Origin of the sequence: Kitasatospora sp. NPDC002227, assembly GCF_040296285.1 — a bacterium.
Lineage (GTDB): Bacteria > Actinomycetota > Actinomycetes > Streptomycetales > Streptomycetaceae > Kitasatospora.
The window spans coordinates 68,525-83,146 of sequence record NZ_JBEOWY010000017.1; the positions used below are offsets into that span (position 1 = coordinate 68,525).

A 14,622-nucleotide genomic window follows, 5' to 3' on the forward strand; every position below is an offset into this window, starting at 1 on the left:
CCGGCTCAGACCGTCAGGGCCTTGGCCAGCTCCTGGCCGATCGTCAGGAGCGCCTGGCGGCCCAGCATCTCCGGGTGCGCGGCGGCCACCCGGACGTCCGCCAGGGTGCCCTCGGTGAACGGCTCCCAGGCGGCGGCCGCGGGCATGCCCTCGGCCCGCTGTTCGGCGGCGGTGAAGAAGTGCAGGGTGCCCCGGTAGCGGCCCGGCCGGTGCGCCCGGCGCAGCTGCCGGTGGTGCTGCAGGCAGCCGAGCACGCGCGGGAGTTCGTCGGCCGCCAGCCCGGCCAGGCCGCCGATCGCCTGGTCCAGCTCGGCCACCTCGCCCCGCTCCACCAGCTCGGCCAGCAGCCGGTCGCCGTCCTCGGCGTCGGCGGGGAAGACCAGCCGGCGGCCCTCGGCGTCCACGGCCGGGTAGGCGTCGAGCAGTGCGAGCAGCTCCACCTCCTGCCCGGCGGCCTGGAGTTGGACGGCCATCTCGTGCGCCACCACCCCGCCGAAGGACCAGCCGAGCAGCCGGTACGGGCCCTCGGGCCGCACCGCGCGGATCTGGGTGAGGTAGTCGGCGGCCATCTCCCGGACGGTGGCCGGTCGCGGGCCGCCCTCGGTCAGGCCCCGGGCCTGCAGGCCGTAGAGCGGGGTCTCCGGGTCGAGGTGGCGCAGCAGGCCGGTGTAGGCCCAGCTGATGCCGCCGCCGGGGTGGACGCAGAACAGGGGGGTGCCGCGGCCGGCGGCGCGCAGCGGGAGCAGCACCTCGAAGGCCTCCCGGTCGCGCTCGGCCTCCAGGCGGCGGGCCAGCCCGGCGGGGGTGGGCTCCTCGAAGAGGTCGCGCAGCCGCAGTTCGACGCCGAGCGCGTCCGAGATCCGCCGGGCCAGCCGGGCGGCGAGCAGGGAGTGGCCGCCGAGCTCGAAGAAGCCTTCGTCGGCGCCGACGGCGGGCTGCCCGAGCGCCTCGGCGAACAGGCCGCAGAGCAGCACCTCGACCGGGGTGCGGGCCTCGCGGCCGCCGCCCGCCGGGCCGGGCGCGGGCAGGGCGGCCCGGTCGAGCTTGCCGTTGACGGTCAGCGGCAGGGCGGGCAGCACCAGCACGGCGGCGGGCACCAGGTACTCCGGCAGGCTGCGCCGGGCCCGCTCGCGCAGCCGCTCGCCGTCGGGCTCGGAGCCCGGGGCGGGCACCACGTAGGCGGTCAGCCGACGGTCGCCGGGGGTGTCCTCGCGGACCACCACGCGGGCCTGGGCCACCGCCGGGTCGGCCGCGAGCACGGCCTCGACCTCGCCGGGCTCGATCCGGAAGCCCCGGATCTTCACCTGGTGGTCGGCCCGCCCGGCGAACTCCAGCTGTCCGTCGGGGCGCCAGCGGGCGAGGTCGCCGGAGCGGTACATCCGGCTGCCGGGCGGGCCGTACGGGTCGGCGACGAAGCGTTCGGCGCTCAGGCCGGGCCGCCCGAGGTAGCCCCGGGCCAGCCCGGCCCCGGCCAGGTGGAGGTCGCCGGTCACGCCGGGCGGGCAGGGCTGGAGGGCGGGGTCGAGCACGTACAGCCGGGCGTTGGCCTGCGGGCGGCCGATCGGCACCGGGCCGTCGGGCAGGTCGGCGCCGGGCGGGATGCGGTACTCGGCGCAGTTGACGGTGGATTCGGTGGGTCCGTAGACGTTGCGCACCTCGGCCCGGGGGTGGGCCGAGCGCCAGGCACGGACGGCCTCGCCGGTCAGGGCCTCGCCGCCGAGCAGCAACTGACCGGCGGGCGAGAATCCGCCGGGGGCCTCGGCGAGCAGCGGGAGGTGGCTGGGGGTGGCCTTGAGGAAGGTGCACGGCTCGGCGGCGAGCCGGGCCCGCTCGGCCTCGCCTGGCTCGGTGAGCGAGCCGAGCACCACCTGGCCGCCCACGGTGAGCGGGGTCCACAGGGCGGTGACGGTGAGGTCGAAGGAGAGCGAGGAGTGCAGCACGGCGGTGCCGGCCGCCGCGGGGTAGGCCGCACCGCACCAGGCCAGGTAGTCGCTGAGCGCGGCGTGCTCGATCACCACGCCCTTGGGGCGCCCGGTGGAGCCGGAGGTGTAGATCACGTACGCGGGGTGCCGGGGGGCGATCGCGGACTGGGCGGCGGGGGCCTGCGCGGGCTGCCCGGCGAGGGCGGCCAGGGTCTCGGGGCTGTCCAGCCGCAGCACCGGGGTGTCGCCGGCAGGCAGTCCGTCGAAGCCCTCGGCGGTCAGCACCAGGGCCGGGCGGGCGTCCTCGATCATGTACCCGAGCCGCTCGGCCGGGTACGCCGGGTCCAGCGGCAGGTAGCCGCCGCCGGCCTTGAGCACGGCGAGCAGCGCGGTGACGGCCCGCGCCGAGCTGGGCAGTGCGACGGCGACCAGCCGCTCGGGGCCGACGCCGTGCCCGGCCAGCAGGTGGGCCAGCCGGTTGGCCCCGGCCTCCAGCTCGGCGTAGCTCAGGGTGGTGCCGCCGTCCGCCAGGGCGCGGGCCTGCGGGGTGCGGCGGGCGGCGGCGGTGACCAGGGCGGGCAGGGTCGCGGTGGCGGCCGGGGTGGTGGCGCCGTTCCACTCGGTGAGCACCCGGCGGCGGTCCTCGGGGCCGAGGATGTCGATCCGGCCGATCGGCTGGTCCGGGTCGGCCGCGGCGGCGGCCAGCAGCCGGTGCAGCTGCGCGGCGATCCGCTCCGCGGTGGTCCGGTCGAACAGGTCGGTGGCGTAGCGCAGCGCGGCGAGCAGCCCGGCCGGGGCGCCGTCGGCGTCGGTGCGCTCCGCCACGGTCAGGGTCAGGTCGAACTTCGAGACCGCGGAGTCGACCGGCTCGAACTCCGTGCCGAGCCCGTCGAGCCGCAGGTTCTCCTCCTCGCCCGCCTCGTGCTGGAAGGCCAGCAGCACCTGGAAGAGCGGGTGGCGGGCCAGCGAGCGGGCGGGGTTGACCAGCTCCACCACCCGCTCGAAGGGCAGGTCCTGGTTGGCGAACACCCCCAGCGAGGTGGTGCGCTGACGGGTGACCAGCTGCCGGAAGCTCGGGTCGCCGGAGGTGTCGGCGCGAAGCACCACGGTGTTGACGAAGAGGCCGCAGAGCTCCTCCAGCGCTTCGTCGTCCCGCCCGGCGGTGGGGGTGCCGAGGGGGATGTCGGTGCCGGCGCCGAGCCGGGTGAGCAGCGCGGCCAGCGCGGCCTGGAAGACCATGAAGGTGCTGGCCCGGCACTCGCGGGCCAGCCCGGCCAGGGCCCGGTGCAGCCCGGCGTCGAACTCCAGGGCCACCGCGTCGCCCCGGTGGCTCGCCTCGGCGGGCCGGGGGCGGTCGTAGGGCAGGGCCAGCTGGTCCGGCAGTCCGTCGAGCTCCCGGCGCCAGAACGCGCTCTGCAGGCTGATCTCGCTCTGCGGATCGCTCTCCTCGCCCAGCACCTCCCGCTGCCAGAGCACGTACTCGCCGTACTGCACCGGCAGCGGTGCCCAGTCGGGCGCGGCGCCCCGGCGGCGGGCGGCGTAGGCCCGGGCGAGGTCGGTGCACAGCGGCCCGGTCGAGCCGCCGTCGGTGGCGATGTGGTGGATCACCCAGGCGAGGACCGTCTCCTGCGGGCCCAGCTCGAAGAGCGCGGCCCGGACCGGCAGGTCCTGGCGCAGGTCGAAGGTGAGCGCGCCGAAGGCCGCGAGCAGGCCGGGCAGCTCGCGCTCGGTCGCCGGGTGCACCGGCAGCGGCAGGTCGTCCGGATCCAGCACCTCCTGCCAGGGCACGCCGTCGGTGTCCGGGTAGCGGGTGCGCAGCGTCTCGTGCCGCGCCACCACGTCGCCCAGGGCCGCCGCCAGTGCGGCGCGGTCCAGCGGGCCGCGGATCCGGACGGCCATCGGGACGTTGTAGACCGGGCTGGGGCCCTCCACCCGGTCGATGAGCCACAGCCGCTGCTGCGCGAACGACAACGGGAACACGCCGACTCCTCTGGGTCTTCGGCCGGCCCGCCTCTCGGGCTCCGGCCGTACGGGGACGGCCCGGCCCGACGCTCGGTCGGGCGGGCCTCAGGGCCTCCCGCCGGAAGCCGGGGAGGCCACGGCACGGACCTCTACCCGGCCATCGGCCGCCGGGCCTACCGCTCCAACGCCTCGGCGAAGTTGAGCCAGTCCTGCGCGAACCGCCGGGCGAGCCGGGCGACCTGTTCCGCGCAGTGCGCGGGGACGCCGTCGGCGAAGCCCTGCCACACCTCCGCGCTCACCGGCTGGGCGCTGATCAGCCGCAGCAGCTCCCGGCCGACCTCGGTGAAACGCAGCGAAGGATCCCGCCGCAGCAGGTGGAGCAGGGCCGCCGACTCGCGCAGGTCCGGGCCCGGGCCGGCCGGCGCCGGGCGGCGGGGCGCCACCGGCGGCAGCGCGGCGACGGACGGCGGCGCGGCGACGGGCGCCGGTGCGGGGACGGACGGCGGCGTGGGGGCCGACGGCGGGGCGGCGGGTTCCCGGCGCCGGGCCGGGACGACCTCCCGGCCCTGCCGCAGCCGCTCCTTGACGTCGCTGGCGGTGCTGAGCGAGATCCCGGCCTCCTTGGCCACCGCGCGGAGCGTGACGCCGGGCCGGTCGGCCAGGATCTCGGCGGCCCGCTGCCGGCCCTCGGCGGCGCTCAGCGGGCGGCTGCGGCCGTCCTTGCCGACCCGGATGTTCGACTGCACCGGGGTCTCGGTCGAACGGCGCAGCGCCGCCACCCGCCGGGCCGCGAGGCCGGTCGCCCCGGCGATCCGCCGGTCCGACCAGTGCGGGTGGGAGCGGATGATGCGCAGCGCGGCCGCCAGCCGGTCCGCCCCGGAGAGCGGCAGGCCGTGGGCGGCGTTCAGCCGGACGGCGAGGACGAAGGCGTCCTCCTCGGCACCGTCGAAGAAGCAGACGTCGATGTGCTGGTCCCCGCGCAGGATCGCGGCGCGTAACCGGTGCCGGCCGTCCACCACCCGAAGGGTCGGGCGGTGCACCACGATCGGCGGCAGCGCGCCCGGTGACTCGGCCAGCAGGCGGACGTGTTCGCCGTCCTCGCCGCCCGCCCGGGGCGAGCCCCAGATCACCAGCTGACCGACCGGCACCCGCACCACCACGCGGCACGGCAGGTCGGCCCCGCCGGCTCCGGGCGCGGGCAGCGGCGGGGCGCCCGGCCGCACGACCGTCAGGGCCCGCGGGACGACCTCCGCGGGCCCGGCCGCCGGTGCGGGCCGGGCGTATTTCTCTGCCACCGATACATCCACTGCGCCCGATGTTTCCCGCGTCATAGCCGCCCACCCCCACTTCGGGTCGAACCGGATACCCGGAACGAAACCATCCGCGATGGTGCCAGCCCGAACGGACACTCGCAAGGCCACCAATCACCGGAGAAGACCGAATCCCATTAGCCGTTTCCGGATCGCCGCGCCGGGGCAGGCTCGCCCGCGACCCCGCCCTCCGCCGCCCCGGCGACCGGGGCACCTCCTTGGGCTGACTCCATGTCAGACCACTGTCAAGAGCCGCACATGCAGCCTCGCTGACCAACGACGGCTCTCGACGTCCACCCTGGTTCACGCTTAGTCTTCAGTCCGGGGAAGGTTCCGCACCAGCGCGATCCGACGGGTGCGCCCCACCAGGAATCCCAGGCTTGGCGAACTTTCCGAGAGGTCTCCCGTGTATCACACCGTGGACGGAAATCGAATTAATCCGACCGCCGGTATTGCCAGCGAAGAAGCGATCAGCCGCGCCCAAGAAATAATCGGAGAAGCGCTGAACTCCTATCGTCGGCAATCCTCGCAACTCGTCGCCACCATAGATCCCGTCACCACCCCGACGGTCCTGCGTGAGGCGATCGAGCAGCGTCCCGGCACCCCGCTCACCCTCCAGGTGGTGGGCGGCCCGGTCAGCGAACTCACCGACCAGGAGACGGCGGAATTTCCCGATTTCGTCCGTCGGGAGATCCTCGGTCGCGGTCACACCCTGCAGGTGCTCCAGCACCGCACCGCCGCCCTCGACTGGCGGCACCGCCAGCAGTTGGGACGGCTGGCCGCCGAAGGCGTACAGGTCAGGGTGGCGCCCGGTCACCTGCCGAGCATGGTCGCGCTCGACGCCGAGCTGGCGATCCTGCAGATCACCGGGCCCGGCGGGCGCCCCCAGGTGCTGCTGGCCCGGGGGGAGGCGGCGGGGGCACTGCACCAATTCCACCGTGCCCTCTGGGACCAGGCTTTGGAACTGACCCGCATTCACCGGACGCCGGCGGCGGTGGTGCTGGACGAGACACAGTCGAAAGTTCTTCACAAACTCTGCGCAGGTATGAAGGACGAGACCGCCGCGCGCCAGCTGAACGTGTCGGTCCGGACGTATCGCAGGCATGTCGCCACCATCCTGAATAGCCTCTCGGTCGGCTCCCGCTTCGAGGCCGGTCTCAAGGTGGCCGAGCTCGGGCTGGTGAATTTCCGGCTCGCGCACGATCTCGAGGCACCGGCCGCCGGCTGACGGAACGTCGGCCGGCAGGCGGGATCACTCCCAGGTCGCGGTCCGCAGCGAACGTCCCAGCGTGGCCGGGACCAGCGCGAGGGCGAGCAGCGCCGAGAAGAGCACCAGCACGGTGGCGGGCGCGAGGTGGTCGAGGAGCAGACCGCTGGTCATCATCCCGGCGGGCATGCCCATCATGAAGGTGGTGATGGTCGCCGAGATCACCCGGCCGCGCAGTTCGTCCGGCACCCGCTGGAAGATCAGTACATCGATCATGACCTTCAGCGCCGGGATGCCGAGCATCGAGACCAGCAGGGCCAGGAAGACCACCACCGGGCCGCCGGGCAGCAGCGGCACCAGCAGTACCGGCACCACCAGCCAGGTCACCGTGAGCATCAGCTTGCCCGGGCCCATCAGCTTGTGCAGGCGCGTCACCAGGAAGGCACCGAGGATCCCGCCGACGGCCTCGCCCGAAAGGGCCAGGCCGATCCCGGAGCTGCCGGTGCCCTGGCTGCGCATCAGCACGATGAAGGGCAGCAGCATCGCCGACCCGGCCACGTTGACCGCCATCGAGACCAGCAGGGTGGAGCGCAGCGCCGGGCTGCGCAGGATCACCTTGAAGCCCTCCATCGCCCCGCCGCGCGCCCGCGCGGCGGCGGCGTCGGGCCGCCCGTCGAAGCGCACCAGGCAGGCCGACAGGAAGGAGAACAGCGAGCCGAGCGCGCTGCCGACGAACGGCGCCACCCGGTCCAGCCCCAGCAGCCAGCCGGCCAGCGGCGGACCGACCAGGCCGGACCCGCTGGTACGCGCCTCGTCCTGCGAGAGCGCGAGCCGCAGTTGCTCCTTGGGTACCACCGAGCGCAGCGCGAGCATCCGCACCGGTGCGCCGTAGGCGATCGCGCCGCCGATCGCCACCGCGGCCAGCAGGGTGTGCCAGACCGTCAGGTGGTGCAGGGCCAGCGCCGTCAGCACCGACAGGGCGACCAGGAACCGGAAGCCGTCGGCCGCCATCAGGATGTACCGCCGGTTGTGCCGGTCGGCCACCGCGCCGCCGTGGATGCCGAAGACCACCGTCGCGCCGAGCTGCAGCGCGCTGAACGCCCCGGCCACGGTGGAGGATCCGGTCATCGCCAGGAGGAGCAGGGGGTACGCGGTGTCCGCGATCTTCGCTCCCACCATGGAGGCGGCCGAGCCGCCCCAGAGGACTTGGAAGCGCCAGTTCCTGCGCAGCGGTGTCAACTCCGCCGCCGTGGCCTGCTCGACTCCTACCGCCGTCACGAGGCGTCTCCCCTACTATTCACGCTACCGTCAATGCTTGCAGAACTGCGATTGATTGCACAAGAGTTGGGCATATGGCTGAATGGCACGATGCGAGAGCCAGCCAGAGAACGCGAGGTCGACGACGTCGAGACGCTCAAGGCGCTCGCCGATCCGCTGCGGCTCGCCATCCTCGGAGTCCTCACCCGGCACGGCCGGGACGCCCGCTCGGTGAAGCAGGTCGCCGCCGAGCTCGGCGAATCCCCGTCCAAGTTGTACCGGCACGTACGGCAGTTGGAGAAGGTCGGGCTGATCGCGGTGGCCGGCACCCGGCTGGTCTCGGGCATCGTGGAGAGCCGGTACGTGGCCGCCCAGCGCTCGCTGCGGCTCTCCCGGGCGATCCTGCAGGGGACGCCGGGCGAGCAGCCGGAGGCGCTGGACACCCTGCTCGCCGCCCTGGACGCGACCAGGGCCGAGCTGCGGGACCACTTCCTGGCAGGCCGGATCGACCTCGGCGCCCCACGCGACGGCTCCGCCGGACTCCCCACCGCCCTCGGCCACTTCACCCTCCGGGTCAGCCCCGAACGGTACCTGCGGCTGACCGGACAGCTGTGGGCCCTCCTCGACGAACTGGCCGGCGAGGGCGACTGCCCGGACGAACACGCGGTGGACATCACGCTCTTCAGCCTCCTGTACGCGGCAGTGCCGCCACGCCTGCCGGACGACCCGCCGACCGCGCCGCCGCAGTTGCCGGACGACCGGTCGGCTGCGCCGCCGGGCCCGGCCGGACCGTGACCACCGACGGCCGCGCGCTGACCAGCGCCGCCGTGTACCCCACCGGTGCCCAGAGCCGCAGCACCGGCCACCCCCGCGCCCGCTCGGGCACGGCGCCGAGCCCCGCCCCGGCCGCCTTCAGCCGCGCTTCGTACTCCGTCCAGGCCACCAGGAAGGCAGCCTCGGCGCCCTGCCCAGGCGTCAGGTGGCCCGCGAAGCCCGGCCCGTCGTCCGTCCGGCGCGGCCCGTCCTCCGTGCGGCCTGCGCCCGCGCCCGCGCCCGCGCCCGCGCCCGCGCCCGCCGCATCCTCGGGCAGCACCAGGCCCGGCAGGAACCTCCGCGCCACCGCCCTGAAGTCCCGCCCCTGACCGGTCTGTTCAAGGTCGACGCCCAGCTCGGGCTCCGCCCCGACCGCCAGCAGGGCCCACTCCCCCGCCGAGGAGAGGGAGAAGGCCGGGCCGCCGGGGAGTTCGGGGCGGCCGGCCGGGGTGGTGCGGTACGCCAGCGAGGCGGGCGGGCGGCCGGTGTAGTCGGCGAGGATGCTGCGCAGTGCGCCGCGCCGCCGGGCGAAGGCGGCCCGGGCGGCGGGGTCGGTCAGGCGGGCCAGGCGGGCCCGCTCCTCGGGGCCGAGCACGGCGGAGCCGGGCCGGCGCGAGGCCGGCCCGATCCACCACAGGTCCACCTCCCCGGGCGGGGGCGGCCGCATCTCAGGCTGCTTCATCTCAGAAGGCCGACCGCAGGTCGAGATGGGCGGGCAGCGCGGGGGCGGTGCCGCCCCGGTGCTCGAGCAGCATCACGCCGTTCTCCTCCCCGGCCGGCGCGAAACCGGCGAACCGGTAGGCCACCTGCATCGGCCGGTTCCGGTCGGTCGGCACGAACTCGCCGCGCAGCCGCACCCCTTGCTCGATCGCCCGCCCGATCACATGGTTGAGCAGCACCGTGCCGGTGCCCCGGGACATCACCCGGCAGGAGACGAGCAGCAGCTTGAGCGTCCACAGCTCGGCACCTTGCTCGACCAGCACCAGGCCGATCGTGCCGTAGTCCCCGAAGCGGTCGGCGAGTTCGGCCACCAGCAGCGCGTGGCTCGCGGAGCTGCGCAGCTCGTCCAGCTCTGCCATCGAGTAGGTGTAGCCGGTGGCGTTCAACTGATGGGTGCGGACGGTGAGTTCCTCGGCCCGCCGCAAGTCGCCCGGCTGGGCGTGGCGGACGGTCAGCCGCAGCCCCAGCGTGGCGAGGAACTCGTCCGGCGTGCCGGTGAACTCCTGCTCGGCGTCGGCCCGGCGCAGGTCGGTCCGGTACTGCAGGCGGCGCCAGGATCCGTCCGGGGTGCCGGGGGCCACCGCGAGATCCGGGCGGGTCAGCAGGGCGGCGGCGTCGGTGAACTCGGCGGTGCGCACCTGCGGGTGGGCCCGGGAGACCTCGGCGTGCTCGAAGGGGTCGTCGTCCAGGAAGAGGAAGGCGTCCAGGCCGAGGTTGAGTGCCTCGGCGATCCGCCGCACCGACTCCGACTTGGCGCCCCAGCCGATCTGCGGCACCAGGAAGTACTCGGCCAGGCCGAGTTCGGTGAGCCGGGCCAGCGCGGTGGCCGCGTCGTTGCGGCTCGCCACCGACTGCACCACACCCCGGGCATCCAGCTCCCGGACGGCCTCGGCCACCCCCTCCCGGGGTTCGACGTCGCCGTCCTCGAGCAGGATGCCCTGCCAGAAGGTGTTGTCCAGGTCCCAGACCACCACCTTGAGCGGCTTCTCCGCTGTGGTCATGCTCATCCCCTCCATCCCGTTCGCGTGGCGTGGCCGAACCGGCCGATCATCGTCTGGCTGATCTCGTTGCTGCCCTCGATGACCTCCATCACCTTGGCGTCCCGGTAGTAGCGGGCCACCGGGCTGTCCGCCGAGCAGCCCGTCGCGCCGAGCACCTGCACGGCGTCCCGCGCGGCGTCGGCGGCGGCGATCCCGGCGAAGTACTTGGCCTCGGTGGCGGCCATCGGCGCGTCCGGGCCGCCCGCGCCGATCAACTCCCCGGCCCGCAGGGCGAGCAGCCGGCCGGCCCGGGCGGAGACCACCATGTCGGCGATCAGCCGCTGCACCAGCTGGTGCTGCCCCACCCCTCGCCGGGCCGCGTGTTCGGTGGCCGCGTCCAGGCAGCCCTGCACGATCCCGATGCTGCCGCAGGCCACGCTGTACCGGCCGAGGGTGAGCGCCGAGACGGTGATGTACGGGTGCGCCCGGCCCTCGGGGCCGACCAGCGCGTCGGCGGGCAGCCGGCAGCGGTCGAAGCGCAGTTCGGCCAGCATCGCGCCCCGGGTGCCGAGCATGCCGGTGATCGGCACCATCTCGAGTCCGGGGGTGCCCCGCTCGACCAGCAGGGCCGAGAGCCCGCGCGCCGTCCGGGCGAACACCAGGTACACGTCCGCGAGTTGGCCGAAGCTGATCCACCGCTTGGTGCCGGTCAGCTCCCACCCGCCGGGCACCTGCTCGGCGGCCGTGCTGACGGCGGCCGCGTCGCTGCCCGCCTCCGGCTCGCTGAGCGCGAAGGCGGCGATCGCGGCGCCGGAGACCAGCCTCGGCAGCCAGGCCGCCCGCTGCTCGGCGCTGCCCCAGCGGCGCACGGTGTCGGCCACCATGTCGTGCACGGTGAGCAGACTGCGGGTCGAGGAGCAGGCCCGGCCGATCTCCTCGTGCAGCAGGCCGTAGGAGATCGCGTCCAGGCCCCGGCCGCCCAACTCCTCGGGCACCAGCGGAGCCAGGCAGCCCTCGGCGGCGAGCAGGTCGATCAGGGCGCGGTCGATCCGCTCCTCGTGGTCGTGCCGCGCGGCCAGCGGGGCAACGGCCTCATCGGCGAGCTTGCGGAAGGCCGCGTGCAGATCGAGCTGCTCGGGGTCGGGTGAGAGCCGCACGGCCTTACCGGGCCCCGCCGGTCTTGCCGGTGACGAAGGCCGTCACGGCGTCCACCGAGCTGAAGTGCGCCAGCTCCAGCTCGTCGTTCTCCACCGTGATGCCGAAGCGGTCCTCCACGAAGGTCACCAGCTGTGCGGCGAAGAGGGAGTTGACGAAACCGGCGGCGAAGATGTCCTCGTCGTCGGCGAGTTCGCGCGCGAGGCTGGTGGTCAGGTACGAGCGGGTGCGCTCGCGGATCTCGTCCGGGGTCAGGACGGCGGCCATGGGGAGCTCTCCTTCGAAGGTGGGGTGGGGGTCAGGCGTAGCTGAAGAAGCCCTGGCCGCTCTTCTTGCCGAGGTGGCCCTTGGCCACCATCTCCTTGAGCAGCGGGCAGGGGCGGTACTTGGGGTCGGCGAAGCTCTGCTCCAGCATCTCGATGCTCAGCAGCACGGTGTCGATGCCGATCAGGTCGGCGGTGGCGAGCATGCCCATCGGGTGGCCGAAGCAGGAGGTGAAGATCCGGTCCACCTCGGCGGGCCCGGCCACGCCCTCCTGCACCAGGAAGGCGGCCTCGTTGACGGCCAGCATCAGCACCCGGTTGGAGACGAAGCCGGGCGAGTCGTTCACCAGCACGCCCGACTTGCCCATTCCGGCCAGCAGTTGCTCGGCCCGCTCGACGGTCGAGTCCGCGGTCAGGGCGCCCCGGATCACCTCCACCACGGGCTTGTGCGGCACCGGGTTCATGAAGTGCATACCGAGCACCAGCTCGGGGCGGGCCGTCTCGGCGGCGAGCTTCGCCACCGGCACGCAGGAGGTGTTGGCGGCGAACACCACGCCCGGGCGGCAGGCGGCCTCCAGCTCGCGGTAGACGGCGCGCTTGACCTCCCAGTCCTCCGTGGAGTTCTCGATCACGAAGTCCGCCTCGGCCAGCGGCGCCAGGCTCACCGTCGGGGTGATCCGGGCCAGCGCGCCCGCGTCGTCCTGCGCGGCGTCGGCGCCGAGCAGGCGGGCGAAGCGCAGCTCCCGGCGCACCTTGGCGAGCGCGTCGTCCAGGATCTCCTGCGCGGTGTCCACCAGCAGCACCCGGTGGCCGGTGACGGCGAGCGCGTGCGCGACGGACCGGCCGATCGTGCCGGCCCCGATCACGCCGACGGTCGGCTTGGTCATGGCGGTGTCCCTCTCAGTCGTTTCGTTCACGGGAGCCTCAGTGCCTCGGCGATGGAGTCGAGCACCGGCGCGGGCCGCTCGAACAGGTAGAAGTGGCCGCCGGGATGGATCGTGATGGTCAGTTCGGGGCCTTCGTACTCGGCCCACTCCTCCAGCTCGGCCGGGGAGACCACCGGGTCCTCCCGCCCGCCCAGCACGTGCAGCGGGAACGGCAGTTCGCGCGGCACCGGCCAGTCCCAGCCCTCGGCCAGCCGCAGGTCCGCCCGGATGGTGGAGAGCACCTGCCGGACGTACTCGGTGTGCCGCAGCAGCACCTCGGGCAGACCGCCGGTGACCCGCAGCCACTCGGTCAGCTCCGCGTCACCCTGCGGCCGGGGCGGGCGCTGCCGTACCAGGTGCGGCGGGCAGGCTCCCGAGACCAGCACCGCCCGCGGCGCCGGCAGCCCGCGCCGCCCGGCCGCCAGTGCCAGCTCGAGCCCGAGCACCGCCCCGAAGCTGTGCCCGAACACCGCGTACGGCACGGCGAGTTCGCCCTCGACCGCCGCCAGCAGGCCCGCCACCAGCTCGGGCACCGACTCGGCGTACGGCACCCCCGCGCGGGTGCCGTGGCCCGGCAGTTCGACCGGCACCATCTCGATCCCGGCCGGCAGCACCTTGCGCCAGTCGGCGAAGGAGCCGGCCGAGCCGCCCGCGTTCGGGAGGCAGAGCAGCCGCAGCCGGGGGCTGCCGACGGCCAGCCGGCCGACGATCCAGGGATTCTCCGATATCGCCCCCGGAGGGTACACGATGCTCATTGCCGATGCTCTTTCGATTCAGCTGGAATGGCCACTTGCTGCGAAATCCGAACCCTGGACTCACCCTTCTCCCCCGTGCGACCATGGCAGCCGCCAGAAGAGAGGGGAGTACCGTGTTCGGCATTTCCGAAATTGTCACGATCCTGCCGGAGAAGCGGGTGTCCGCCGCCGAGGTGGCGGAGCGGGAGGATCTTGCGGCGACAGACCGGGAGATCCTGGAGCGCCTGGGCATCGAGTCGGTCCGCGAGGCCGAGGGGCGCCCGGCCACCGAGCTGGCCACCGAGGCCGCCCGGCTGCTGGCCGACCGCTCGGCGGCTGCCTTCCTGCTGGTCGGCGGGCGCTACCCGGAGCTGCTGACCGCCTCCGAGGCGACTCGCGCGCAGCGCGACTCGGGCCTCACCGACGGCCTGGCGATGGGCGTTTCGGAGCTCGGCTGCGTCTCGGTCTCGGCCGCGCTGATGGTCGGCCGGGGCCTGCTGGCCGCCGATCCGGCACTGCCCGGCGTGGTCCTCGCGCACGGCAACCGGCCGCCCGGCAGCCGGCGCTACCGCCGCCCGGTGACGGTGAACGGGGACGGCGCGATGGCGCTGCGCCTGGCCCGGGACGGTGCGCTGCGCATCGTGGACATCGCCCTGGAGACCAACGGGGATTACTGGGACCTCTTCCAGGTGGATTACCTCGGAAAGCCTTTCGCCGAGTGGCAGGAGGCCTGCGCGGATCTGCGCCGCTACTCCTTCTCGCTGGCGGTGGAGAGCAAGAAGCGATTTGCCCGGATGAATGAGGAGCTGCTCGGCAGGCAGGGGCTCGCCATGGAGGACGTCGATCATTTCGTCACCCAGAACCTCTCCCTCGGGGCCTTCGACTTCTACGAGCAGTCCTTCGACATCTCCCTGGCGGCCGCCTGCCGGTCGAACCTGCGGGCCTACGGCCACGTCGGCTCCACCGACATCGCGCTGAACCTGCAGACCGGGCTGGCGGAGGGGGAGTTCCGCACCGGCGACCTGGTGCTGGTGATGAACAACTCCCCCGTCGCGGCCTGGAGCAGCATGCTGGTCGAGGTGACCGGTCCACTGCGCTCGGCCGTTCACCGGAGCTAGCCCTCGAGGGCCTGCGCCGCCGTCGCGCGGCGCAGGCTCAGCGGGCGCATGTCCTGCCAGACCTCCTCCACGTGGGCCAGGCAGTCCTCGCGCGGGCCGGTGAAGCCGGTGGCCCGCCAGCCGTCGGGCACCGCGAGGCGCTCCGGCCAGACCGAGTACTGCTCCTCCTCGTTGACCACGACCCGGAAGTCGCGGCGCGGTGCCTGCTCGCTCAACTCAGCTCTCCTCGTGTCCGGTTCACCGGGCCCGGCCGCC

13 protein-coding genes are annotated in these 14,622 nt (G+C 74.1%); 3 read left to right on the forward strand and 10 right to left on the reverse strand.

What is annotated here, in order from left to right; translation table 11 throughout:
- Positions 1–5: 5 nt before the first annotated feature.
- A complete protein-coding gene (locus tag ABT095_RS17910) occupies positions 6–3,902 on the reverse strand; it encodes a non-ribosomal peptide synthetase (RefSeq protein WP_350530376.1) in 3,897 nt (1,298 codons plus the stop codon).
- 155 nt (positions 3,903–4,057) lie between these two features.
- Positions 4,058–5,179: a ParB/RepB/Spo0J family partition protein gene (locus ABT095_RS17915; protein WP_350530377.1), complete on the reverse strand. Its 1,122-nt coding sequence runs from the start codon at positions 5,177–5,179 to the stop codon at positions 4,058–4,060.
- A 421-nt stretch (positions 5,180–5,600) separates the two neighbouring features.
- Here ABT095_RS17915 and ABT095_RS17920 point away from each other — a divergent pair, with 421 nt between their 5' ends.
- Complete coding sequence (locus ABT095_RS17920) at positions 5,601–6,422, forward strand: helix-turn-helix transcriptional regulator (protein ID WP_350530378.1); 822 nt, start codon at positions 5,601–5,603, stop codon at positions 6,420–6,422.
- Between the two features lie 24 nt (positions 6,423–6,446).
- Here ABT095_RS17920 and ABT095_RS17925 read toward each other — a convergent pair whose 3' ends face one another.
- On the reverse strand, positions 6,447–7,679 hold the full coding sequence (locus tag ABT095_RS17925) for an MFS transporter (protein ID WP_350530379.1): 1,233 nt from the start codon (positions 7,677–7,679) through the stop codon (positions 6,447–6,449).
- Between the two features lie 90 nt (positions 7,680–7,769).
- Here ABT095_RS17925 and ABT095_RS17930 point away from each other — a divergent pair, with 90 nt between their 5' ends.
- Positions 7,770–8,453, forward strand: coding sequence for an ArsR/SmtB family transcription factor (locus ABT095_RS17930; protein ID WP_350530380.1), 684 nt, complete (start codon positions 7,770–7,772; stop codon positions 8,451–8,453).
- Here the strand turns inward: ABT095_RS17930 and ABT095_RS17935 are convergent.
- The 6 genes from ABT095_RS17935 to ABT095_RS17960 are packed head-to-tail and all read right to left on the reverse strand — an operon-like array spanning position 8,341 to position 13,270.
- Complete coding sequence (locus ABT095_RS17935; protein WP_350530381.1) at positions 8,341–9,153, reverse strand: 4'-phosphopantetheinyl transferase family protein; 813 nt, start codon at positions 9,151–9,153, stop codon at positions 8,341–8,343. The genes ABT095_RS17930 and ABT095_RS17935 overlap by 113 nt on opposite strands.
- Before the next feature lies 1 nt (position 9,154).
- Positions 9,155–10,192, reverse strand: a complete 1,038-nt coding sequence (locus ABT095_RS17940) for an HAD-IIIC family phosphatase (protein WP_350530382.1) — start codon at positions 10,190–10,192, stop codon at positions 9,155–9,157.
- Positions 10,193–10,194: 2 nt separating this feature from the next.
- On the reverse strand, positions 10,195–11,328 hold the full coding sequence (locus ABT095_RS17945) for an acyl-CoA dehydrogenase family protein (protein WP_350530383.1): 1,134 nt from the start codon (positions 11,326–11,328) through the stop codon (positions 10,195–10,197).
- A 4-nt stretch (positions 11,329–11,332) separates the two neighbouring features.
- A complete protein-coding gene (locus ABT095_RS17950) occupies positions 11,333–11,593 on the reverse strand; it encodes an acyl carrier protein (RefSeq protein WP_350530384.1) in 261 nt (86 codons plus the stop codon).
- 31 nt (positions 11,594–11,624) lie between these two features.
- On the reverse strand, positions 11,625–12,476 hold the full coding sequence (locus tag ABT095_RS17955) for a 3-hydroxyacyl-CoA dehydrogenase family protein (protein ID WP_350530385.1): 852 nt from the start codon (positions 12,474–12,476) through the stop codon (positions 11,625–11,627).
- A 26-nt stretch (positions 12,477–12,502) separates the two neighbouring features.
- The gene (locus ABT095_RS17960; protein WP_350530386.1) at positions 12,503–13,270 is read right to left on the reverse strand and encodes a thioesterase II family protein; all 768 of its coding nucleotides are present in this window, start codon (positions 13,268–13,270) and stop codon (positions 12,503–12,505) included.
- Positions 13,271–13,383: 113 nt separating this feature from the next.
- On the opposite strand from ABT095_RS17960, the gene ABT095_RS17965 reads away from it, so the two are divergent.
- Positions 13,384–14,367 (forward strand): 3-oxoacyl-[acyl-carrier-protein] synthase III C-terminal domain-containing protein, encoded by a 984-nt coding sequence (locus ABT095_RS17965; protein WP_350530387.1) that lies wholly within the window; start codon positions 13,384–13,386, stop codon positions 14,365–14,367.
- Here the strand turns inward: ABT095_RS17965 and ABT095_RS17970 are convergent.
- Positions 14,364–14,582 carry an MbtH family protein gene (locus ABT095_RS17970; protein WP_350530388.1) on the reverse strand — a complete coding sequence of 73 codons (219 nt, stop codon included), beginning with the start codon at positions 14,580–14,582 and terminating at the stop codon, positions 14,364–14,366. The genes ABT095_RS17965 and ABT095_RS17970 overlap by 4 nt on opposite strands.
- Positions 14,583–14,622: the final 40 nt, after the last annotated feature.

Coding starts and splice junctions, on each gene's coding strand:
- ABT095_RS17930 (WP_350530380.1), top strand. CDS start 7,770: ATGCGAGAGCCAGCCAGAGAACGCGAGGTCGACGACGTCGAGACGCTC.
- ABT095_RS17935 (WP_350530381.1), bottom strand. CDS start 9,153: ATGAAGCAGCCTGAGATGCGGCCGCCCCCGCCCGGGGAGGTGGACCTG.
- ABT095_RS17940 (WP_350530382.1), bottom strand. CDS start 10,192: ATGACCACAGCGGAGAAGCCGCTCAAGGTGGTGGTCTGGGACCTGGAC.
- ABT095_RS17950 (WP_350530384.1), bottom strand. CDS start 11,593: ATGGCCGCCGTCCTGACCCCGGACGAGATCCGCGAGCGCACCCGCTCG.
- ABT095_RS17955 (WP_350530385.1), bottom strand. CDS start 12,476: ATGACCAAGCCGACCGTCGGCGTGATCGGGGCCGGCACGATCGGCCGG.
- ABT095_RS17960 (WP_350530386.1), bottom strand. CDS start 13,270: ATGAGCATCGTGTACCCTCCGGGGGCGATATCGGAGAATCCCTGGATC.